The sequence below is a fragment of the Spelaeicoccus albus genome, assembly GCF_013409065.1.
Classification (GTDB): domain Bacteria; phylum Actinomycetota; class Actinomycetes; order Actinomycetales; family Brevibacteriaceae; genus Spelaeicoccus; species Spelaeicoccus albus.
In genome coordinates this window covers 2,055,145-2,075,008 of record NZ_JACBZP010000001.1, presented here as the reverse complement: position 1 = coordinate 2,075,008, position 19,864 = coordinate 2,055,145, and the positions used below count along the sequence as shown (strand labels likewise).

Sequence of the window (19,864 nt, the reverse complement as noted above, 5' to 3'; positions counted from 1 at the left end):
CAACGGGAAGGTCGTGGCGTCATGGCACTAAGTGCTCCCCGGCGAGCCGGCAACACCCGCCGGCTCCCGCTCTGGCGTTCGTCCGCGGCGCTGCACGCGGCCATGGCCGTGTCCGGCCTGGTGATGATTCTATTCCTGCTCGCGCATGCGTACGGCAATTACAAAGTCTTCGCCGGACGCGAGACGTTCGACGGGTACTCCCATTTCCTGCTGGAAATGGGCGAACCCATCGTGCAGTACTCGGTTGTGCTGTGGGTCATCCGGATCGTGCTCATTGTCAGCGTGATCGTTCACATCGCGTCGGCAACGGTGTTGTGGAAACGCATGCGCCGTGCCACCGGCGGCCGAGGAAGCACACGGTATCGAACGACGAAGAACAGGCGAGGCGTTCAGCGGACCTATTCATCGTTCACGATGCGGTGGGGCGGCGTCGTCATCGGCCTGTTCGTCGTCTACCACCTGCTGCACTTGTCCGCTGACAACGTCATCCACCCCGGCGGCGCATCGACGAGTCCCTATGAACGCATGACGGCGGGGTTTTCGATCTGGTGGGTGCTCGCCAGCTACACCGTTGCGCTGATCGCGCTGGGTCTGCACCTGCGGCACGGATTCTGGTCGGCCCTTGCGTCCTTGGGGGCAAATACCAGTCCGACGCGCCGCCGACAGTTCAATGTCGTCGCTTCCGTCCTTGCCGGCGTCATCACGGTCGGCTTCCTCGTACCTCCATTTTCCATCTACTTCGGCGGAGTGGGCCAATGACGCACTTATACGTGGAAGGCGCGGCGCTGATCGACCGGAAAATCCCGGACGGGCCGCTCGAGAGCCGGTGGGACACCCGGCAATTCGACGCGAAACTCGTGAATCCGGCCAATCGGCGCAAACATTCGATCATCATGATCGGAACCGGCCTGGCCGGCGCTTCGGCCGCCGCCACTCTTGGCGAAAGCGGGTACCGGGTCACGAGTTATTGCTTCCAGGACAGCCCTCGAAGGGCGCACAGCATTGCCGCGCAAGGTGGGATCAACGCCGCCAAAAACTACCGCAACGACGGCGACAGCATTCGACGGCTGTTTTACGACACCGTCAAGGGCGGCGACTTTCGCTCGCGCGAGTCGAACGTCTACCGGCTGGCCCAGGTCAGCGTGAACATCATCGACCAGTGCGTTTCGCAAGGAGTCCCCTTTGCCCGCGAACTCGGCGGGCTGCTCGACAATCGCTCATTTGGCGGCGTGCAAGTGTCGCGCACGTTTTATGCCCGCGGCCAAACCGGCCAGCAGCTGCTGCTCGGCGCCTATCAAGCGCTCGAGCGGCAAGTGGCCGCCGGTACCGTCGAGGTTCGCGCTCGCCACGAAATGCTCGAACTCATCGTCATCGACGGCAGGGCACGCGGAATCGTCGTCCGCGATCTCGTCACCGGTGCCATCAGCACGCAGTTCGCCGACGCCGTCGTCCTCGCGTCCGGCGGATACGGCAACGCCTATTATTTGTCGACGAACGCCATGGGCTGCAATGTCTCGGCGGCGTGGCGGGCTCATCGCAAGGGAGCCTACTTCGCCAATCCGTGTTTTACGCAGATCCATCCGACCTGCATCCCGGTCAGCGGCGATTACCAGTCCAAGTTGACCCTGATGAGCGAATCCCTGCGCAATGACGGACGCATTTGGGTCCCCGCCGAACCGGGCGACGGCCGGTCGCCGGAGAAGATCCCGCACGAAGAACGCGACTACTTCCTCGAACGTCTGTACCCGTCGTACGGAAACCTCGTGACCCGCGACGTCGCCTCGCGGGCCGTCAAGAACATCTGCGACGCCGGAAGCGGCGTCGGCCCGAGCGGTCTCGGAGTCTATCTCGACTTCGCCGATGCCCTTGAACGGCTCGGCCGGGCCGCCGTCGAGACGAAATACGGCAACCTGTTCGAGATGTACGAACGCATCACGGGCGAAGATCCGTACCGGGTGCCCATGCGGATCTACCCCGCAGTGCATTACACGATGGGCGGCTTGTGGGTCGATTACGACTTGCAATCGACGATTCCGGGGCTTTTCGTCATCGGCGAAGCAAACTTCTCCGACCACGGCGCGAATCGACTCGGGGCAAGCGCTCTCATGCAGGGCCTTGCCGACGGCTACTTCATTCTGCCCACCACCATCACCGATTATCTGGCCAACAATCCGCTGCCCGACGACGTCGACGACAGTCATCCGGACGCCGCGGCCGCGCTCGACGCCGTCCACGCCCGCATCGATGCGCTGCTCGGCGCCGGCGGAGAGCGAACAGTCGATTCGTTCCACAAAGAACTCGGCGGGATCCTGTGGGAGCACTGCGGAATGGAGCGGACCGCCGAGGGCCTCACCGCCGCACTTGCCGATATCCGCGCGCTGAAAGACGAGTTCTGGGCAAATGTGAAGGTGCCCGGTGAGGACGAAGAGCTCAACCAAGCCCTTGAACGCGCCGGACGCGTCGCTGACTTCTTCGAGCTCGCTGAGCTCATGTGCATTGACGCCTTGCACCGTACCGAGTCGTGCGGCGCGCACTTCCGCGCCGAAAGCCAGACTCCGGACGGCGAGGCCTTGCGCAATGACGACGCGTTCACCTATGTGGCGGCGTGGGAACACGCGCCGGACGCGCCGGTACTGCACAAGGAGGACTTGGAATACCAGTTCGTCAAATTGAAACAACGGAGCTACAAATGAACATCACTTTGCGGATCTGGCGCCAAGAGGGCCCGGATGCCCCGGGCCGGTTCGTCGCCTACGATATTGCAGACGTTTCGCCGGACATGTCGTTTTTGGAAATGCTCGATGTGCTCAACGAACGCCTGACGCTCGGCGGCGACGTCCCCGTCGCCTTTGACAGCGACTGCCGAGAGGGCATTTGCGGCATGTGCAGCCTTGTCATCGACGGGATCGCGCACGGCCCCGAATCGCTGACGACCGTGTGCCAGTTGCAGATGCGGTTTTTCCACGACGGCGACGTCATCGACGTCGAACCGTGGCGCGCCGGTCCGTTCCCCATCGTGAAGGACCTGATAGTCGACCGCAGCGCGCTCGATCGGATCGTCCAAGCCGGCGGCTACATCACGTCACCGACGGGCACGGCACCCGACGCGCACGCCGTCCCGGTGCCGAAGAAGGACGCCGACAGAGCTTTCGATGCGGCCGCGTGCATTGGCTGTGGCGCGTGCGTTGCGGCGTGCCCGAATGGATCGGCAATGCTGTTCACGGGCGCAAAGGCCACTCATCTCGGATCCTTGCCGCAAGGCCAGCCGGAACGAGCTTCGCGAGCGGCCACCATGGCCCGACAACACGATGCCGAAGGGTTTGGCGGCTGCACCGAAATTGGCGAATGCACTGCTGTGTGCCCCGTCGGGATCCCGCTGGACATGATTTCGCAACTCAACCGCGACGTCATCGCATCGCTGGGCCGGAGCGAAAAGCGCTGAGCGACCGCGGAGCCGGGCTTCAGTCGACAACCGGTTTTGAGCTGGCCCACACGCCCCAGACCTGCGGGTCGACGACCGAAAAAGCGCGCCCGCTCAGCTGTTCGGCGACGATGCGCACGAATATTCCTTTCGCTCCCGGATGCCACGGGAACAACGGCAGCGCCGACGCATCGACGACTTCGTCGAAGTTCGTGAGCATTTCTGCTTTGCCGTGCACCACGACGCTCCACGCGAGGTCGGAGTCGGTGTCGTAGCCGTCCGCCTCGAAAGCCAGCAGCTGGTGGCCGATCGCCGAGTCGAGCTTCTTTCCCGGGGCCGTACGGAAGACGATTGTGCCGCGATCAACTATGTAATTGATCGGGAAGATCTCGGGCCTGTCGCCGGACCACACCGCCAACCGGCCGACGACCGCGCTCCGCAGCAAGTCCCAACAACCGTCCGGAGCTACCGCGCCGTCGTCGAAGTGGTGAATCACCATGGGGATCGCCCTCCCTCTCAGAGCCTGCCTTCCACCGCGAAGGCGTTCCTAGTTGGACCATAGCAGCTGCCGGCACCAACGACCACTGATGACAAAGCGCGCTCTCGCCTCGATATCCCGGGCGGCACGCCGTGCGCTCGCAGCTATTCATCTTTGCGGCGCCGCATCGACGACGCCGGCCAAATCGCCACTAGACTGAATTAGCGAACGAAAATGTGACGTAAATGAAATGAAAGGGGCGGATCGATGACTTATGTGATTGCCCAGCCGTGCGTGGACGTCAAAGACAAGGCATGTGTCGACGAGTGCCCGGTCGATTGTATTTATGAGGGCGAACGCTCACTCTACATCCACCCCGACGAGTGCGTGGACTGCGGAGCATGCGAACCGGTGTGCCCGGTCGAGGCGATCTACTACGAAGACGACACCCCTGAGGAATGGGCCGATTACTACACGGCGAACGTCGAATTCTTCGACGACATCGGCTCACCCGGCAGCGCGGCCAAGCTCGGCAATACACACACCGATCACCCGATGATCGCCGCGCTGCCGCCGCAAAACCAGGACTACACGGGCAGACCGGAATCCGCGTAAACGGGTTTCTCCGGCCCCGCCTTTGCTACTCCTCTGCCGGGTCGGCGGGCTCGGCCGCCTCGGCCGCAGCGTCCGGCCCGTCGTCGATCAGCGTGCGGAAGCCCGCTTCACGCAGGATCGGCACGCCGAGTTTCACGGCCTTGTCGTATTTGCTGCCGGGCGCGTCGCCGACCACGACGAACGCCGTATTCTTCGACACGCTGCCGGCGGCCTTTCCGCCGCGGCTGACGATCGCTTCCTTGGCTTCGTCCCGGGTGAAGTCGTCGAGCGACCCCGTGACGACGATGCTCAGGCCCTCCAGGGTGCGGGCCACCGAGCTGTCGCGTTCATCGGCCATCCGGACGCCGGCCTGCGCCCACCGGTCGACGATCTCGCGATGCCAATCGACGGTGAACCACTCCTTGACCGCCGCCGCAATAGTGGGCCCGACGCCGTCCACCTCGGCAAGACGCTCCTCATCGGCCTCGCGGATGGCGTCGACCGAACCGAATTCCGTTGCCAGGGCACGAGCCGCGGTCGGCCCGACGTGGCGGATCGACAAAGCCGTGAGCACGCGCCAAAGCGGCTGCGATTTGGCCTTTTCCAGCTCGTCGAACAGCATCTGCGTGTTGGCGGTCGGCTTGCTGGCCTTCTTGGCGGTCGGTTTGGTGTAGAAGTACGGCACCAACTCGGTCTCGCCCGTCGGAGAGCCGCGGCGGCGCACCTCTCGGCGGATCTTCACGTCGGCAAGCATGTCGGGCGTCAGGTCGAACAGGCCCGCTTCGGTGGTCAACGGCGGATCGGCAGGCTCCTCCGGCGCGGTCAGCGCAATCGCCGCCTCCTCGCCAAGTGATTCGATGTCGAACGCCGAGCGGGACGCCGCGTAAAACACTCGTTCGCGCACCTGCGCGGGGCACGACCGCTGATTCGGGCACCGGATATCGGCATCTCCGGCTTTCGCCTCGGCGAGCTCGGTGCCGCATTCCGGGCAATGCGTCGGCATCGTGAACGCGGTCTCCTCGCCGGTGCGCAGGTCGACGACCGGCCCCAAGACCTCCGGAATCACGTCGCCCGCCTTGCGCAGCACGACGGTGTCGCCGATGAGGACACCTTTGCGCACCACTTCGTGGGCATTGTGCAACGTGGCCATGCGCACCGTCGATCCGGCCACCAGCACCGGCTTCATGACGGCAAACGGAGTCACCCGTCCGGTGCGCCCGACGTTCACCTGGATGTCGAGCAGCGTGGTGGTGACCTCTTCGGGCGGGTACTTGTACGCCATGGCCCAGCGCGGCGCGCGCGAGGTCTGCCCGAGTTCGCCTTGCAGCGCGATCTGATCGATCTTCACGACCACGCCGTCGATCTCGTGCAACACGTCATGCCGGTGTTCGCCGTAGTATTCAATGAACTCGTTCACGGCCTTGAGACTCTTCAGGACCTTGAAGTAGCCGCTGATCGGCAGTCCCCAGTCACGCAGCAGGTCATACGCGTGCGACTGCCTGTCGAGCTTGCCGGACCATGCCGCAATGCCGTGCACGAGCATGTGCAGCGGACGGCGGGCGGTCACGGCCGGGTCCTTTTGCCGCAGCGAGCCGGCCGCGGCATTTCGCGGATTGGCGAACGGTGGTTTGCCCCGGTCGACCAGCGACGCGTTCAAATCGGCGAACTCCTCGATCGGAAAGAACACCTCACCGCGAATCTCCATCCGATCCGGATGGCCGGACCCCCGAAGCTCCGTCGGGATATCGCCGATGGTGCGGACGTTCGCCGTGATGTCCTCGCCGGTACGGCCGTCACCGCGGGTGGCGGCCCGCGTGAGCACGCCGTGCTCGTACAGCAAGTTGACGGCCAGCCCGTCGATCTTCAACTCGCAGAGGTAGTCCGGTTTGGCCGAGCCGATCTCGGCGGTGACCCGCGTATTCCAAGCCGCAAGTTCGTCCAGCGAGAACACGTTGTCGAGGCTGAGCATCTGCTCGAGATGGTCCACCGGCGCAAACGACGACCTGTCGACCTGCCCGCCCACGTGTTGCGTCGGCGAGTCCGGCGTGCGCAGCTCCGGATAGTCCGCTTCAAGGCCTTCGAGCTCGCGCATGAGTTCGTCGAATTCGGCATCCGACACCGTTGGGGCGGCGCGCTGGTAGTAGGCCTCCCGGTGCTCGTCGATCTGCTTGGCCAGCTCGGAAGCCCGCGCCCGCGCGTCGTCCGGGGCCGCCTGCAACTCGGTATCCGGTTCGTCAGTAGTCGCCACGTACCCATCTTGCCGCATCACACCGACATTCCGCCGGAGCACGGGCCCTGCGGACGCTAGTCGAACGCCGCCTCGTACAGTCCGCGGGCAACGGCGCGCACATAATCGAGACCGGCGCGGGCGTCCCGGGCCGAGTCGTCCGGAGCCGACGCGGCAACGAGGTCGAGGTCGGCAAGGCCGGACGTCGGCATGCCGAGTTCGTGCCACTGCGTCCGGATGGCATCAATGCCGCCGCGCACTTCGGCAGCGTGCCGGCCGGCAGCGTCCACAACCGGACGGAACCGGACGCCGCGTTCGACGATCTCGGCGACGGCCTCCCAGCCGCCGGAGTCGAGGCCCTGCACGGGCGCGGCAACGGCCGTCGCCCCGGCGTCCGCCAAGAGGCCCACCAACGACCGGTTCTCGCCGTGGTCGCGGCGTGCCAACCGGTTGCCGGTGGCGTCGACAATGACGTGCTCGTTGTCCGCTGCGAGTCGCTCGATGACTCCGGCCAACCCGGCTTCGACTTCACGCGGCGGCACCGGCGGAATCCGGCCGAATCCGGACACGGTGGGGATCCGGCCATCGAGCACATTGTCGAGGACGGTCTCGTCCAGTTGCACGGTCAGCCATGCGGCCGGCAGAATCTCGCGGATCCGGGCCGCGTATTCGTCGACGCCCTCGGCATACGATTGCAGCACGTCACGCCGCGCGCCGGTGTCGGCGATGACGCGGTCGCCGCGGCTGAGCCAGAGCCGGGCGGCGAGCGACCACGGGCCGAGCACCTGGATCTTCAGCCGGCCGGAATAGTCGGCGGCGTTCTCGGCAAGTCTGTCGATATCGCGCGACTGCAGGCGCGCCGTCCGGCCCTCGTCGAGCCCGGGCCTGTCGACAAGGCGCCATCCGTGCGGCTGCGCGTCGATGTGCAGATCGGCAAGCAGGGCGGCGGCATGGCCGACCTGGTCGGCGCCGAGTCCGCGTGCCGGCAACTGCGGGACGAACGGGACGCCGGCCGGATCGATGTCACCGGGCCGGCCCAACTCGCCGAAGATGATCCGCACCGCTTCGGCGAAGTCGGTGCCCGGCCATTCCCCTTGTGCCGTGAACGTCATCGAATCAGTTCCAGCTGCGGAATGTCCGGCGGCGTGAAGCCCAGGCACTGACCGTAAAACGACAGTTCGGCTTCGCGGGACGCGATGATGTTTTCGGCTCGTCGAAAACCGTGCGATTCGCCGTCGAAGGCCAAGTACGCGTACGGAATGTGCTTGGCTGCGAGCGCGTCGCGGAATCGTTCGGCCTGACTGGGCGGCACTATCGGGTCGTCGAGACCTTGCAGAAGCAGCACGGGGCAGGTCAGCGAATCGGCGTGCGTGAGAGGTGCCCGCTCCACGTAGAGATCCTCGGCCTCGGGCAGCGGCCCGATCAGCCCGTCCAGGTAGCGCGATTCGAAGTCGTGCGTCTCCTTGGCGAATTCGACGAGCTCCGCCACCCCGAAATACGATGCGCCGCACGCGAATACGTCGGATCCGGTGAGTGCGGCAAGCACCGTCCACCCGCCCGCCGACCCGCCTTCGATCGCCAGCCGCTCGGGATCGGCGATGCCTTGGTCGGCGAGACCGCGGACGGCGGCCACGACGTCCTGCACGTCGACGATCCCCCACTGGCCCCTGAGCCGGTCGCGGTATTCGCGCCCGTAGCCGCTCGAGCCGCCGTAGTTGACGTCGATGACTCCGATGCCGCGCGACGTGAAATACGCGATGAGGGTGCTTGCTTTCGGCACCGTCTGACTTGTCGGCCCGCCGTGGACGAACGCGATAAAAGGCGGCAGCTCGCCGTCCGGGGCGGTGAAATGCTTATTGAACGGCGAGTACACGAACGCGTGCACGTCGCGGCCGTCCGTGAACGTCATCGACCGGCATTCCGGCAGATACTCCGCGGGCGGCAGCTGATCGACGCCGAGCCGGATATCGCGGACGTCGCCGGTGCCCAGATCGACTTCGCGCAGGCCGGCCGCGTGGTCGGCGCTCCCGCCGATGATCAGGGCCTTCGTGCCGCGCACCGCCGCGAGGGCGATCGAATCCAGGCCGGTGGTGATGCCGCGGCGCTCGGCGGTGTCGGGAGTCAGAATGCCCAGTCGCGACGTCCCGCGCGTGCGCACCGTCAGGAGCGAGCCGTCGTCCAACAGCGAGTACCAGCGGGACCCGAGCTGCCACAGCGGGCCGCCGTATTCGGCTTCGTCGGTCAGCAGCGCCGTTGGCTCCTCGTGGCCGGCCGCATCGACGGAGTACAGGTTCCACCAGCCCGATCGGTCGCTGATTGCGGCGAGGGTCGTAGCGCTCAGCCATTCGGGTTGGAGCACGGACTCCGTTGTCGATCCCATCAGCGTGGTCGGTTCGCCGGCGGCGCCGTCGAGGTCGGCGACGCGCAGTTCCGTGCCGTCCCAGGGCATTTGCGGGTGGTCCCAGCAGATCCAGGCCAGGCGCGCGCCGTCCGGCGATATTTTCGGATAGGCCAGGAACCGCGATCCGGATACGACCGACGTGATCATTTCGGCCGAGTCGGCGGCGGCACCGTCGATCGGGACCGTGCAGATGTCGCGGCGCAGGTAGCCTTCCGAGTGTGTTTCGCGTACGCACCAGATGAGGTTGCCGTTCACCGTCAGATCCGCGAATCGCATGCCGAGCCCGGCAGGGGTCAGCGGGATCGGGTGCTCGCTGCCCGGGTCGAGGCGATACAGCCTCTGGTCGGTGAATTCGGCAAAGATCAGGCGGGGCCCCGCGCCGGGGTATTCGGCGACGCACCATGCTCCGCCGCCGTATTCGTGGACGCGGGTGCGGGCATTGAACGGGGCCGGCAGGACGTCAACGGGGGTGCCGTCCGCGCCGTTTCGCCGGATCGCCGTACGGCCGCCTTCTTCGGGACGGTCCTCGGCCCACCAGACCTCGTCGCCGACGAAAGCCCCGCCGGAGACCCGGTGGGAACTGGCCGTCAAATCGCTTGCACGAATGGGAGACACCCATTCCCCGTACGGGGCGACAGTCGGCTGGGTCGTATCGGATGAAGTCATACGGCTTAGCTTAATTGCTCGCGCGAGGAGGCAACCAGCCGCGGATTACGCTGAAAGCTGCAAACGCCCGGCGCGTGGGCCTCACCCGGCTGAGGCCGCGGTGACCGAGACCGCTTCCGCGTTTGCTCCACGCGATCTGCCGATCTCGAGCCGGCTTTCCAGGGCCGACCCAATTGCCCTGGCCGCCATAGCTCACGACTTCGTCGCGAATACGACGCCGACCAATCCGACCAGCGCGAAAATGGCCGCCGTCATGGCGGTACTTCCGGTCAGACCGAATACGAACGAGCCGAGGAACGGTGCCGCCGCCATGGCGAAGGTGACGGGAGCGCTGAGCAGACCGTTCAACGTGCCGTACTGCTCGGTCCCCCACCGCTCGGACACGGCGTTCGCCTGCACGAGCGTGGCCGATCCGCGAATTGCGCCGGCAAAGATTGCCGATGCGATGAGGATGGCGGCCGGACCCGGGATCACGGCAATTAGGCCGAGCGCAACGGCTCCGGTCACCGTCAACACTGTTAATTGGGACGACGGCGCGGCGTGCCGGGGCAACACGGTGAACAGGAATCGGCCGGCCAACTGTCCGGCGCCGACCAACCCCAGGGTGGTCGCCGCGGTTTGGTAGGACAGTCCGCGGGCCATCATGAGCGGCACCATGTTGATGGTGACGGCGAACAACGCCAACATGATCGCAGTCAATGACACTTGCAGGCAGCGGAACTTGGCCGATCGGCGAATGGACGTGGCCGTCCGGGAGTGTTCGGATTTCGACTTTCGCAATCCCGGCCACGGAGGGGACAAGAAAACCGCATGCAGCGGGATCGTGATGACCGCTGTCAGGGCGGCAAGCACGAAGTATGTCTTGTGCCAGCCCAAACTCGCCGCCAAATGTGCGGTGAGCGGCGCGAACACCGTCGATGCCAGCCCGCCGGTCAAGGTCACGATCGTCAGGGGCCAGGTACGCTTCGCCCCGTACCAGCGCGTAATGGCAGTGAACGCCGGCGGGTAGAGCACTCCGGCTTGCGCGGCGCCGGCGATCAACCAGGCGAGGATGAATTCGGGAAGCGTGCGGCTCAAGCCCACGGCCGCCAGCGCAGCGGACGACACGGCGGCGCCGGCCGTCATGACGATTCGTGGACCTATCCGATCGATCAGTCGGCCGACGGGGATGGCCATGATCGCCGAGATGGCCAGGCTGGCCGAAAAGATGCCGGTGATGAGCTCGTCCGACCATCCGGTGTCGCCGGCGATCTGCGAGACCGCGACCGGCAGCGAATAGTACAGCGTGCCCCAGCTGACGATTTCCGTGAGGCACAGCGCCACAAGTGCACGGGTCAAGCCGGGCCCTGGTGTCGTCACCGGGTCAGTTTAAGCGCTGGACGACGCATACCTCGTCCGCGAAACGCCCCATCCGATACTGTCTCCGCCACCGGGGTAAGCGGAAGTGGGGTAAGGCGAGCACAGGACCCGTCAGGCGGGTTCGAGGGCGCGCGCCGCATCGATAGTCGCCTGCCCCAGCACGCGCGTGCCCCGGTAGAGCACCGCCGTCTGCCCCGGCGCCACGCCGGTCAACGCTTCCTCGAGCCGGACGACGATCCGCCTGCCCGGCCCGCGCGGAGCCGGTGTCGCGGCCGCATCACCCTCGGGTTCGTCACCACGCTCGACCGGCGGGGCGTCCGCGGGATCCGTGGTGTCCACCCAGGCGTGGGCCGGCACCGGGTCACCGTGCGCGCGTACTTGCACGAGGCAGTCGATTGCCTCGTCGGGCCCCTCGCCGATATCGGACGGCGGCAGGCCGCACCAGGTCGTCCGGATTCCCTTGAGTTCGTCGACGGCGAGCATTCGCTTGGGGCCGACCACGACGGTGTTGTCCTCGGGCTTGACCTCGAGCACGTACCGGGGCTGCCCGTCGGCTGCCGGCCTGCCCAATTGCAGGCCGCGGCGCTGGCCGACGGTGTACGCCGTCGCCCCGTCGTGCGTGCCGACCTGTTCGCCGGTCTGATCGAGGACGGCGCCGGGGCGCATCGGGATCTTATCGGCCAGCCAGGTCTTGGTGTCGCCGTCCGGAATGAAGCAAATGTCATAGCTGTCCGGCTTGTTCGCCACGGACAGGTCGCGCTCGGCGGCTTCGGCGCGGACGTCGGCCTTTGACGCCGAGACGCCGATCGGGAAGTACGAATGCTTCAGCTGTTCGGTGGTGAGCACGCCGAGGACGTAGGACTGGTCCTTGTTCATGTCGTTGCCGCGGTGCAGTTCCGGGTTGCCGGCGTCGTCATACTTCACTTCGGCGTAATGGCCGGTGGCGATGGCGTCGAAGCCGAGTGCCAGCCCCTTGTCCAAAAGCGCGGCGAACTTGATCCGCTCATTGCAGCGCATGCACGGGTTCGGCGTGCGGCCGGCGGCGTACTCGGCGATGAAGTCGTCGACGATGTCCTCTTTGAACCGCTCCGAGAAGTCCCACACGTAGAACGGGATCCCGAGCACATCGGCGGCGCGATGCGCGTCCATCGAATCCTCGATCGTGCAACACCCGCGCGATCCGGTGCGCAACGTGCCGGGCATCCGCGAGAGCGCCAGGTGGACGCCGACGACCTCGTGCCCGGCATCCACGGCCCGCGCCGCCGCGACCGCCGAATCGACTCCGCCGCTCATTGCTGCCAAAACCTTCATACGAACAAAACCTTCATCAGTTGCATACCTTCACTTCACTCCTCCGTCGGAATACTTGCGCCATGCCCCTTGCGTGGAAACCATGCCGGCCGTCTTGGCGCGCGTCCATGCTTCGGGCAGCACCGTGAGGAGGCGCTCGACGTCGTCGGACGTGGACGTGCGTCCCAAGCTGAATCGCAGCACCGATCTGGCGTCGTCCTCGCTGAACCCCATGGCCAGCAACACGTGCGACGGCCGAGAAACACCGGCCTGGCACGCCGACCCGGTCGAGCAGTCGATGCCGGCGGCGTCGAGCAGAAACAACAACGAATCCCCTTCGCAACCCGGGAACACGAACTGGGCGGTACCCGGAAGCGTACGGCCGTCCGACGGGCCCAACAGCTCGGCCTCGGGGATCCGCTCGGCGATACCGGCGGTGAGTGAGTCGCGCAGGCCCGCCAGCCGCTCCGACTCGGCGGCACGGGCCTGGACGGCGTCCTGCGCGGCAGCGGCGAACGCCACGGTACCCGCCACATCCAGAGTGCCGGACCGGACGCTGCGTTCTTGCCCGCCGCCGTGCAGTACCGGGACCGGAACGGCCGACCGGGCGAGCACGAGAGCGCCGATGCCGACCGGGCCGCCGATCTTGTGCGCGGAAATGCTCATGGCATCGACGCCGAGCCGGGCGAAGTCAACCTCCAGGTGGCCGAATGCCTGCACGGCGTCGGTGTGAATCGGGATGTCATGAGCGTGTGCTCGAGACGTCAGATCGGCGATCGGTTGCACGGCACCCGTCTCGTTATTGGCGTAGATCACCGACATGAGGGCGATCTCGTCGGCGTGATCGGCCAGTTCTGCGTCCACGGCGTCCATGTCGACGATTCCGTCGCGTCCGACGGGCAGCCAGACGATTTCGGCGCCCTGCGCGGATTCCAGCCACTCGGCCGTGTCCATGACGGCGTGGTGCTCGATCCCGGACACCAACACGCGCCGTCGCCGCGGATCTGCGGCCCGCCGCGCCCAGTAGAGGCCCTTGAGAGCCAAATTGTCCGCTTCGGTACCGCCCGACGTCAGGATGATTTCGGACGGCGTCGATGCGCCGACGGCGTGCATGATCTCGCCGCGGGCCGTCTCCAGGCGGCGACGGGCGGCCTGCCCGGAGGCATGCAGGGACGACGGGTTGCCCAGCTTGGACAACTCGGCGGTGTAGGCCGCGAGTGCAGCATCGGTGATGGGGGTGGTCGCGGCGTGGTCGAGATAAACGCGCACCGTTCCAGTGTAGGACGCCGTCGGCCCGGGCCCCAACCGAGAATTTTCGCGAGCCCGGCCGGCTGGCAATTGCGGTGCACGGCGCGCGCCCTTCATGTCAAAATAAAGGCATGATTCCCCAGCACTGGCTCGAATATCGCCGTGAAGACGACGACGAGTTGATCGGCTATCTCTCCCCCGGCGACGAGTCGGACGGCGTGTACACGCCCATGACGGTTTTCGGGTATCCGCTCGGCGATGCGGGCGTGTATCCGGACGCCGTGGCTGCTTTGGAGTCGACCGGGCTGAGCTACCTGGCGGACCGGTGGACGTTGCGACTGGACGGCGCCCGCGAGCCGATCGCCGTGCAGATCGTCGAGGCGAATCCGGACCGGCTCACCGTGAAGAACGTCGATTACGGTCACGACGGGAACATCGGAGACTTGTTCACGCTCGAGGTGCCTGTCTCGCAGGCACTCAGCCGGTAGGTCATAGCCGCCGAAAGGAGCTCACGATGCGGTTTGTTCCCGATGATGCGCGCTGAACCCGCATCACGGGGAACAAACTGCATCGTCGACGTGCGCTGGGGGTCAGTCCTCGTCGAGGTTCGTCTCGATGACTGCGGCGAGTACGTCCAGGGCGGCTTCGGCGCCGTCCCCCTCGGCCGTCAGCACGACCACCGAGCCGTATTCGGCGCCCAGCGTCATCAGGCTCAGGATGCTCGAGGCGTCGACGGCCTCCCCGCGGCCGCCGTCCGGCCCCACCCCGTCGCGGGCGATCATCACCGTGACGGGCTGCTGCGCGGCGGCTTCGACAAGTGCCGCGGCGGGACGGGCATGCAGCCCAACCGTGCTTGCTACTGTCGCTGTGCGTTCGGGCATTGTGTCTCCTTAGTTGCGGGCCCGGCATTGTCACAGTCCGAGCGTGTCGAGTGCCGGCAGCCCGACGCGCACCGCTGCTCGGCCGGCCGCAGCCGACTCCGCCTCGACGGCGTCGGCGGCAAGCCGGCGCGCGTCGGAGAGATCGATGCTGCGCAACACGGCGCTGACTGCTCGGATCGATGCTCGTGACATTGACAGACTCGATACTCCCAGACCGACCAGCACGACCGCCAATGCCGGGTCCGCTGCCGCTTCGCCGCACACGCCGACCGGCTTGCCGCCCGCTGCACCGGCGCCCTCGACCGTGTCGGCGACGAGCCGCAATACCGCCGGCTGCCACGGGTCGCTGAGAGATGCCAGCGCCGAAAGCTCCCGGTCGGCCGCCATCGTGTATTGCGTCAGGTCGTTCGTTCCCACGGATGCGAAGTCGACCGCCCGCAGGATCGATTCGGCTTTCAGCGCGGCGGCCGGCACTTCGATCATGACGCCGGACGTCGGCAGGTCGGCGTCGCGGCACAGCTCGGCGAATGCGCCGGCCTCCTCTGCCGTGGCGATCATCGGGGCCATCACCCGCACGTCGACGTCCGGACAAGCCGACCGTGCCGCGGCGACCGCGCCGAGCTGGCGGCGGAGCACGTCGGCCCGGGCGTCGGCCGTGCGAAATCCGCGGACGCCGAGCGCGGGGTTCGGCTCGGTCCGGTCGGTGAGGAACGGCAGGGGTTTGTCCGCGCCGGCGTCCAGCGTCCTGACCACGACCTTGCGTCCGGGAAACGACTCGAAGACCCGTCGGTACGCCTCCGCCTGCTCCTCCGGTGTCGGCTCGGTCTCCCGGCCCAGAAAGCAGAACTCGGTGCGGAACAGGCCAATTCCTTCGGCGCCGGACGACGCTGCCGGTTCCGCGTCGTCCGGCGTGCCGATATTGGCCAACAACTCGACCGGGTGGCCGTCGGCGAGCCGTCCGGCACCGTCGAACTCGGGGATGGAAGCTGCAGCGGCTTCGGCGACGCGCGCGTATTCGCCGGGGCCCGGGTCCGCCGTGACGATGCCGGCCGTGCCGTCCAGATACACCACGTCGCCGTCGGCCAATGCGTCGGCGCCGCGCACGGCGACAGCCGCCGGAATCTCGTGCGCGCGGGCCAGGATCGCCGTATGGGACTGCGGACCGCCGCCGGACGTGACGATGCCGATGACGTGCTCGGGGTCGAGGGCGGCCGTGTCGGCCGGGGCCAGGTCGTCGGCCGCCAGGATGAACGGAGTGTCCGACTCGGGGATGCCCGGCGGCTGATCGCCGCGCAGTCGCGCCACGATGCGGGCGCGGACGTCGGCGACGTCGCCGGCGCGCTCGGCCAAGTATCCGCCGAGTCCCGTCAGCTTCGCGGCAATATCGTCGCCGGCTTTCCAGATGGCGTATTCGGCGGTGGTCCCGTCCGTGATGAACTGGCCGGCAGCTTTGGCAAGTTGCGGGTCGATTGCCATGTGCGCCGTGACCTCGAGGATGGATCGCGCTTCATCGTGGCCCGCGTCGGCGGCGTCCAAGGCGCGCCGTTGCAAGTCGGCGTGGACGGCGTCGGAAGCGTCCTGAAGGCGGTCGAGTTCGCGTGCCGGATCATCGGCGTGTTCGGCGGACGGCTCGACTATGGCCGTCGGCATCCTCCGGATGTGCCCGATCACGCGGCCCGCGCTGACGCCGACTCCGGAATAGGTGGTCATCGGCCCTCTTCCCGAATGCTCCGGCCGAGCCGCGACCCCCGTCGGGTCTCGGCTCCGTCAGGTCGTGACGGCGGCGGCTGGAATTCATCCGAGCATACCCTTGCCGCCGAACCCCGATCCAGCGCGCGGCCGTCCAACGCACTTCCGGAGCCGATAGCCTGATGGCATGACTTTGACTATCGGCTACGCCGCAATGCTCGAGCAGTTTCATCCGTCGGAAGTGCTCGAGTACAGTGCCCACGCCGAACAGCATGGATTCTCGGGCGTGATGGCTGCCGATCATTTCCAGCCGTGGGTGCCGCAGCAGGGCCAGTCCGCGTTCGTATGGAATGTGCTGACGGCGCTGGGCGAGCGGACCAGCGGCGATATCGGGCCGGGTGTGGTCGCCCCGCATTTTCGGTGGCATCCGGCGCTGGTGGCGCAGGCGTCCGCCACCCTGGCAGCCATGTACCCGGGACGGCACTGGCTGGGTATCGGGGCCGGCGAAGCGCTCAACGAGCATGTGATCGCCGGCTATTGGCCCGAGGCAGCCGAGCGCAGTCACCGCATGTTCGAGGCCGTCGAGATGATCGCCAAGCTCTTCACGGGCAAAGACGTCAAGCACAAGGGCGAGTACTTCCGGATGGAAACGACCCGGCTGTGGACGATGCCCGAGGTGCCGCCGGAAATCCTGGTGGCCACGGCCGGCCCGTATAACGCCAAACGGACCGGACGGTTCGCCGATGGCATCATCACGGTGGGGGCGCCGCTGGAAAAGATCGACATGCTGTTCGGAAAGTTCGCCGAAGGGGCCAAGTCGGCGGGCAAGGATCCCGACTCGATGCCGAAGGTGCTGCAGCTGCACATGTCGTGGGCCGAGACCGACGAGGAGGCACAGCGCAATGCGCTTGTCGAGTGGCCGAACGGCGGGATGAAGTTTCCCAAGGCCGATATCCGCTCGCCGCACGATTTCGCCGAAATGGCCAAACTCGTGCGACTCGAGGACTTCGACGGCCGGATGGTGATCTCGTCGGATCCCGATGAGCACCGGGCGTATATCCAGCGCTTCGTCGATCTGGGGTTCGACCGGATTTACCTGCACAATGTCGGCCGGAACCAGCGTGAATGGATCGAGACGTTCGGCCGGGACGTGCTGCCCAAACTCCGCCGGTAGCCCTCCACCGGGCCCCGACACGGTCGCGCACACGCGTCGAGTGGTGGACGGGCACCCGTCCACCACTCGGCGATAGGAAAACGAAAAGAATTACCCCTGGCGCGCGTTCACCGCTTCCGTGGCCTGCGGCAACACATCGAACAAATCCCCCACCACGCCGAAATCGACAAGCTCGAAAATCGGCGCCTCATCATCCTTATTCACCGCCACAATCGTCTTCGACGTCTGCATCCCCGCACGATGCTGAATCGCACCGGAAATACCCGCCGCCACATACAACTGCGGCGACACCGTCTTACCCGTCTGACCCACCTGCGACGAATGCGGATACCAACCCGCATCCACCGCCGCACGCGAAGCCCCCACAGCAGCACCCAAACTATCGGCAAACGCCTCCACCGGCGAGAAATCCCCACCAGTACCCCGACCGCCGGACACCACGATCGACGCCTCCGTCAACTCCGGACGACCCGACGCCGCCTTCGCCTCACGCGACACGACCCGGGCACCCTTCGCCCCGTCCGACACCGCGAACTCAACCTCCACAACGGCCCCGGCACCACTCGACACCTCCGGCGACACCGAATTCGGCTTCACCGCCACAACCGGCGTGCCATGCGACACCGTCGACTCCACCTGGAACGCCCCGGCAAACACCGACTGCGTGACCACGAAACCATCAGCCACGCCCACCGCGTCGACCAACACGCCCGACCCGGTCTTCACACCCACCCGGCCGGCAATCTCCTTACCATCCGACGACGCCGACACCAACACGCCCGCCGGCGACACCGACTCCACCAAATGAGCAAGCAACTCCGCCACCGGCGCGACCAGGAAATCCTCGTAGTCGCTCCCCGAAGCGACATAGATCTTCTCCGCCCCGTACTCGCCAAGCTTCGGCGCCGCTCCGTCCACGCCCGCACCGACAAACACCGCCGACGGCTCACCCAAACCACGCGCGATCGTCAACAACTCCAAAGTGCTCTTCCGCACCTCACCAGCCGCATGATCGACCAACACCAAAACTTCAGCCATCACAAACCAATCCCCTCAACAACAAAAAACCAGACACAACCCGGACCCGGCACACTCACACCAGCTTCCGGCCGGCCAAGAACTCGATCAACGCGTTACCGCCATCACCCTCATCAGCCACGACCTCACCGGCCGTACGGGCCGGACGCTCCGTGATCCGCTCCACCCGCGTCCACGCGCCACCCACGCCAACCTGGCCGGCGTCAATGCCCAGATCATCCAACGACCACTCGGCCACCGGCTTCTTCTTCGCCTTCATAATCCCCTTGAACGACGGATACCGCGGCTCATTGATCAAATCCGTCACACTCACCACCGCCGGCAAGGACGCCTCCACCGTCTCCGAGGACACATCACCATCCCGGCGAATCCGCACCACCCCATCAGCAACCTCACACGTCGAGGCAAACGTCACCTGCGGCCACCCAAGACGCTCAGCCACCTGCGCCGGCACCACCGACGACCCACCATCCGTCGACGCGATCCCCGTCAACACCAAATCCACCGGGCCATCCTCGGCGATCTTCTCCACAGCCCGCGCCAACACCAACGACGTCCCCGCAGCATCCGTACCCGCAAGACCATCATCAACAATATGAACGCCCGAATTCGCGCCAATCTGCAACGACTTACGCACCGCATCCGACGCATCCTCCGGACCCATCGTCACAGCAACAACCTCACCATCGCCGGCATCCTCAACAATCTGCAACGCCTGCTCAAGCGGATACTCATCCAACTCCGACAACAAACCATCAACCGACCGATCCACCCGATCATCAGACCCAAACCCACGATCCGACTGAGCATCCGGCACAAACTTCACAAAAACAACAATCTTCATGGTCTTCGGATCGACCTCTCCTTCGTATGGCGACGCGTCCGTTCGAGTTGCGTCGTTGCCTTTACTCATGGGTAACATACGGCGCCGAATTTCAGTTAATCGGCATTCACATTTTTGTTGGTTATTATTGCATCATATTCGCACTGTTTCCGTCTCCCGTGGCCGAGGAGGGGGCGACCGTCGGGCTGCCGTAAAGTGAATAGACGTGCTGCCAGTCTTCACCGTCTTTCTGATCGCTGCTTGTATCGCCATGGCGATCTGGGCGCTCGTTCTTGCCATAGTGGACCGGCCGACCGGCCCGGTTGTGTTCCTGGGGCTCGCTGTACTGGAAGTGCTGCTCATTGCCCAGTTGGTGATTTCCAGTGTCCTGTTGCCGGGCAGCCATGCAAACGGCGTCCTGCTGATCGGCTACGTTGTCTCGGCAATCCTGATTGTGGCCGGCGCGGGATTCTGGGCGTACGCGGAGGTGACCCGCTGGGGCGCCGGCGTCCTGGTGATCGCCTGCCTGGCCATCGCGGTCATGACCGTTCGCATGCAACAGATCTGGGGTTGAG

The 19,864-nt window shown here is 65.9% G+C and carries 18 protein-coding genes; 7 read left to right on the top strand and 11 right to left on the bottom strand.

What is annotated here, in order from left to right; translation table 11 throughout:
- The first annotated feature begins 21 nt into the window (after positions 1-21).
- The 3 genes from BJY26_RS09610 to BJY26_RS09600 are packed head-to-tail and all read left to right on the top strand — an operon-like array spanning position 22 to position 3,442.
- Entirely contained in the window at positions 22-759 is a 738-nt protein-coding gene (locus BJY26_RS09610) for a succinate dehydrogenase cytochrome b subunit (RefSeq protein ID WP_218852350.1), read from the top strand.
- The gene (locus BJY26_RS09605) at positions 756-2,693 is read left to right on the top strand and encodes a fumarate reductase/succinate dehydrogenase flavoprotein subunit (protein ID WP_179427720.1); all 1,938 of its coding nucleotides are present in this window, start codon (positions 756-758) and stop codon (positions 2,691-2,693) included. The genes BJY26_RS09610 and BJY26_RS09605 overlap by 4 nt, the downstream gene beginning before the upstream one ends.
- Positions 2,690-3,442: a succinate dehydrogenase/fumarate reductase iron-sulfur subunit gene (locus BJY26_RS09600; protein WP_179427718.1), complete on the top strand. Its 753-nt coding sequence runs from the start codon at positions 2,690-2,692 to the stop codon at positions 3,440-3,442. Before BJY26_RS09605 ends, BJY26_RS09600 begins: the two co-directional genes overlap by 4 nt.
- Before the next feature lie 19 nt (positions 3,443-3,461).
- On the opposite strand, the gene BJY26_RS09595 is transcribed toward BJY26_RS09600, so the two are convergent.
- Entirely contained in the window at positions 3,462-3,920 is a 459-nt protein-coding gene (locus tag BJY26_RS09595; RefSeq protein WP_179427715.1) for a pyridoxamine 5'-phosphate oxidase family protein, read from the bottom strand.
- 246 nt (positions 3,921-4,166) lie between these two features.
- On the opposite strand from BJY26_RS09595, the gene fdxA reads away from it, so the two are divergent.
- Positions 4,167-4,514: a ferredoxin gene (gene fdxA / locus BJY26_RS09590; protein ID WP_179427713.1), complete on the top strand. Its 348-nt coding sequence runs from the start codon at positions 4,167-4,169 to the stop codon at positions 4,512-4,514.
- A gap of 25 nt (positions 4,515-4,539) precedes the next feature.
- Here the strand turns inward: fdxA and ligA are convergent, their stop codons facing one another.
- The 6 genes from ligA to BJY26_RS09560 form a co-directional block, all read right to left on the bottom strand.
- A complete protein-coding gene (ligA, locus tag BJY26_RS09585) occupies positions 4,540-6,759 on the bottom strand; it encodes an NAD-dependent DNA ligase LigA (RefSeq protein ID WP_179429892.1) in 2,220 nt (739 codons plus the stop codon).
- Between the two features lie 38 nt (positions 6,760-6,797).
- Positions 6,798-7,832: a uroporphyrinogen decarboxylase/cobalamine-independent methonine synthase family protein gene (locus tag BJY26_RS09580; protein ID WP_179427711.1), complete on the bottom strand. Its 1,035-nt coding sequence runs from the start codon at positions 7,830-7,832 to the stop codon at positions 6,798-6,800.
- Complete coding sequence (locus BJY26_RS09575) at positions 7,829-9,787, bottom strand: S9 family peptidase (RefSeq protein ID WP_179427709.1); 1,959 nt, start codon at positions 9,785-9,787, stop codon at positions 7,829-7,831. Before BJY26_RS09575 ends, BJY26_RS09580 begins: the two co-directional genes overlap by 4 nt.
- A gap of 192 nt (positions 9,788-9,979) precedes the next feature.
- Positions 9,980-11,146, bottom strand: a complete 1,167-nt coding sequence (locus BJY26_RS09570; protein ID WP_179427707.1) for an MFS transporter — start codon at positions 11,144-11,146, stop codon at positions 9,980-9,982.
- A 111-nt stretch (positions 11,147-11,257) separates the two neighbouring features.
- Positions 11,258-12,457 carry a tRNA 2-thiouridine(34) synthase MnmA gene (mnmA, locus tag BJY26_RS09565; RefSeq protein WP_179427705.1) on the bottom strand — a complete coding sequence of 400 codons (1,200 nt, stop codon included), beginning with the start codon at positions 12,455-12,457 and terminating at the stop codon, positions 11,258-11,260.
- 30 nt (positions 12,458-12,487) lie between these two features.
- Positions 12,488-13,705, bottom strand: a complete 1,218-nt coding sequence (locus BJY26_RS09560; RefSeq protein WP_179427703.1) for a cysteine desulfurase family protein — start codon at positions 13,703-13,705, stop codon at positions 12,488-12,490.
- A gap of 110 nt (positions 13,706-13,815) precedes the next feature.
- Here BJY26_RS09560 and BJY26_RS09555 point away from each other — a divergent pair, with 110 nt between their 5' ends.
- Positions 13,816-14,172: a hypothetical protein gene (locus BJY26_RS09555; protein WP_179427701.1), complete on the top strand. Its 357-nt coding sequence runs from the start codon at positions 13,816-13,818 to the stop codon at positions 14,170-14,172.
- Positions 14,173-14,274: 102 nt separating this feature from the next.
- Here the strand turns inward: BJY26_RS09555 and BJY26_RS09550 are convergent, their stop codons facing one another.
- Together BJY26_RS09550 and ptsP are read right to left on the bottom strand one after the other, a co-directional pair.
- Positions 14,275-14,565: an HPr family phosphocarrier protein gene (locus tag BJY26_RS09550; protein ID WP_179427699.1), complete on the bottom strand. Its 291-nt coding sequence runs from the start codon at positions 14,563-14,565 to the stop codon at positions 14,275-14,277.
- Between the two features lie 30 nt (positions 14,566-14,595).
- Complete coding sequence (gene ptsP / locus BJY26_RS09545; RefSeq protein ID WP_179427697.1) at positions 14,596-16,275, bottom strand: phosphoenolpyruvate--protein phosphotransferase; 1,680 nt, start codon at positions 16,273-16,275, stop codon at positions 14,596-14,598.
- Between the two features lie 166 nt (positions 16,276-16,441).
- Between ptsP and BJY26_RS09540 the strand changes: the two genes are divergently transcribed.
- Positions 16,442-17,428 carry a TIGR03557 family F420-dependent LLM class oxidoreductase gene (locus BJY26_RS09540; protein ID WP_179427695.1) on the top strand — a complete coding sequence of 329 codons (987 nt, stop codon included), beginning with the start codon at positions 16,442-16,444 and terminating at the stop codon, positions 17,426-17,428.
- A 90-nt stretch (positions 17,429-17,518) separates the two neighbouring features.
- Here the strand turns inward: BJY26_RS09540 and BJY26_RS09535 are convergent, their stop codons facing one another.
- Positions 17,519-18,466 (bottom strand): electron transfer flavoprotein subunit alpha/FixB family protein, encoded by a 948-nt coding sequence (locus BJY26_RS09535; RefSeq protein WP_179427693.1) that lies wholly within the window; start codon positions 18,464-18,466, stop codon positions 17,519-17,521.
- Positions 18,467-18,521: 55 nt separating this feature from the next.
- Positions 18,522-19,310 carry an electron transfer flavoprotein subunit beta/FixA family protein gene (locus BJY26_RS09530; protein ID WP_179429891.1) on the bottom strand — a complete coding sequence of 263 codons (789 nt, stop codon included), beginning with the start codon at positions 19,308-19,310 and terminating at the stop codon, positions 18,522-18,524.
- A 205-nt stretch (positions 19,311-19,515) separates the two neighbouring features.
- Between BJY26_RS09530 and BJY26_RS09525 the strand changes: the two genes are divergently transcribed.
- Entirely contained in the window at positions 19,516-19,863 is a 348-nt protein-coding gene (locus tag BJY26_RS09525) for a hypothetical protein (protein ID WP_218852347.1), read from the top strand.
- Position 19,864: the final 1 nt, after the last annotated feature.

Bases quoted from the DNA above. Each gene is read 5' to 3' on its own strand.
- BJY26_RS09600 (WP_179427718.1), top strand. From the start codon at position 2,690: ATGAACATCACTTTGCGGATCTGGCGCCAAGAGGGCCCGGATGCCCCG.
- BJY26_RS09550 (WP_179427699.1), bottom strand. From the start codon at position 14,565: ATGCCCGAACGCACAGCGACAGTAGCAAGCACGGTTGGGCTGCATGCC.
- BJY26_RS09595 (WP_179427715.1), bottom strand. From the start codon at position 3,920: ATGGTGATTCACCACTTCGACGACGGCGCGGTAGCTCCGGACGGTTGT.
- BJY26_RS09530 (WP_179429891.1), bottom strand. From the start codon at position 19,310: ATGAAGATTGTTGTTTTTGTGAAGTTTGTGCCGGATGCTCAGTCGGAT.
- BJY26_RS09605 (WP_179427720.1), top strand. From the start codon at position 756: ATGACGCACTTATACGTGGAAGGCGCGGCGCTGATCGACCGGAAAATC.
- fdxA (WP_179427713.1), top strand. From the start codon at position 4,167: ATGACTTATGTGATTGCCCAGCCGTGCGTGGACGTCAAAGACAAGGCA.
- BJY26_RS09575 (WP_179427709.1), bottom strand. From the start codon at position 9,787: ATGACTTCATCCGATACGACCCAGCCGACTGTCGCCCCGTACGGGGAA.
- BJY26_RS09580 (WP_179427711.1), bottom strand. From the start codon at position 7,832: ATGACGTTCACGGCACAAGGGGAATGGCCGGGCACCGACTTCGCCGAA.
- ligA (WP_179429892.1), bottom strand. From the start codon at position 6,759: ATGCGGCAAGATGGGTACGTGGCGACTACTGACGAACCGGATACCGAG.
- BJY26_RS09535 (WP_179427693.1), bottom strand. From the start codon at position 18,466: ATGGCTGAAGTTTTGGTGTTGGTCGATCATGCGGCTGGTGAGGTGCGG.
- BJY26_RS09610 (WP_218852350.1), top strand. From the start codon at position 22: ATGGCACTAAGTGCTCCCCGGCGAGCCGGCAACACCCGCCGGCTCCCG.
- BJY26_RS09555 (WP_179427701.1), top strand. From the start codon at position 13,816: ATGATTCCCCAGCACTGGCTCGAATATCGCCGTGAAGACGACGACGAG.
- ptsP (WP_179427697.1), bottom strand. From the start codon at position 16,275: ATGACCACCTATTCCGGAGTCGGCGTCAGCGCGGGCCGCGTGATCGGG.
- BJY26_RS09540 (WP_179427695.1), top strand. From the start codon at position 16,442: ATGACTTTGACTATCGGCTACGCCGCAATGCTCGAGCAGTTTCATCCG.
- mnmA (WP_179427705.1), bottom strand. From the start codon at position 12,457: ATGAAGGTTTTGGCAGCAATGAGCGGCGGAGTCGATTCGGCGGTCGCG.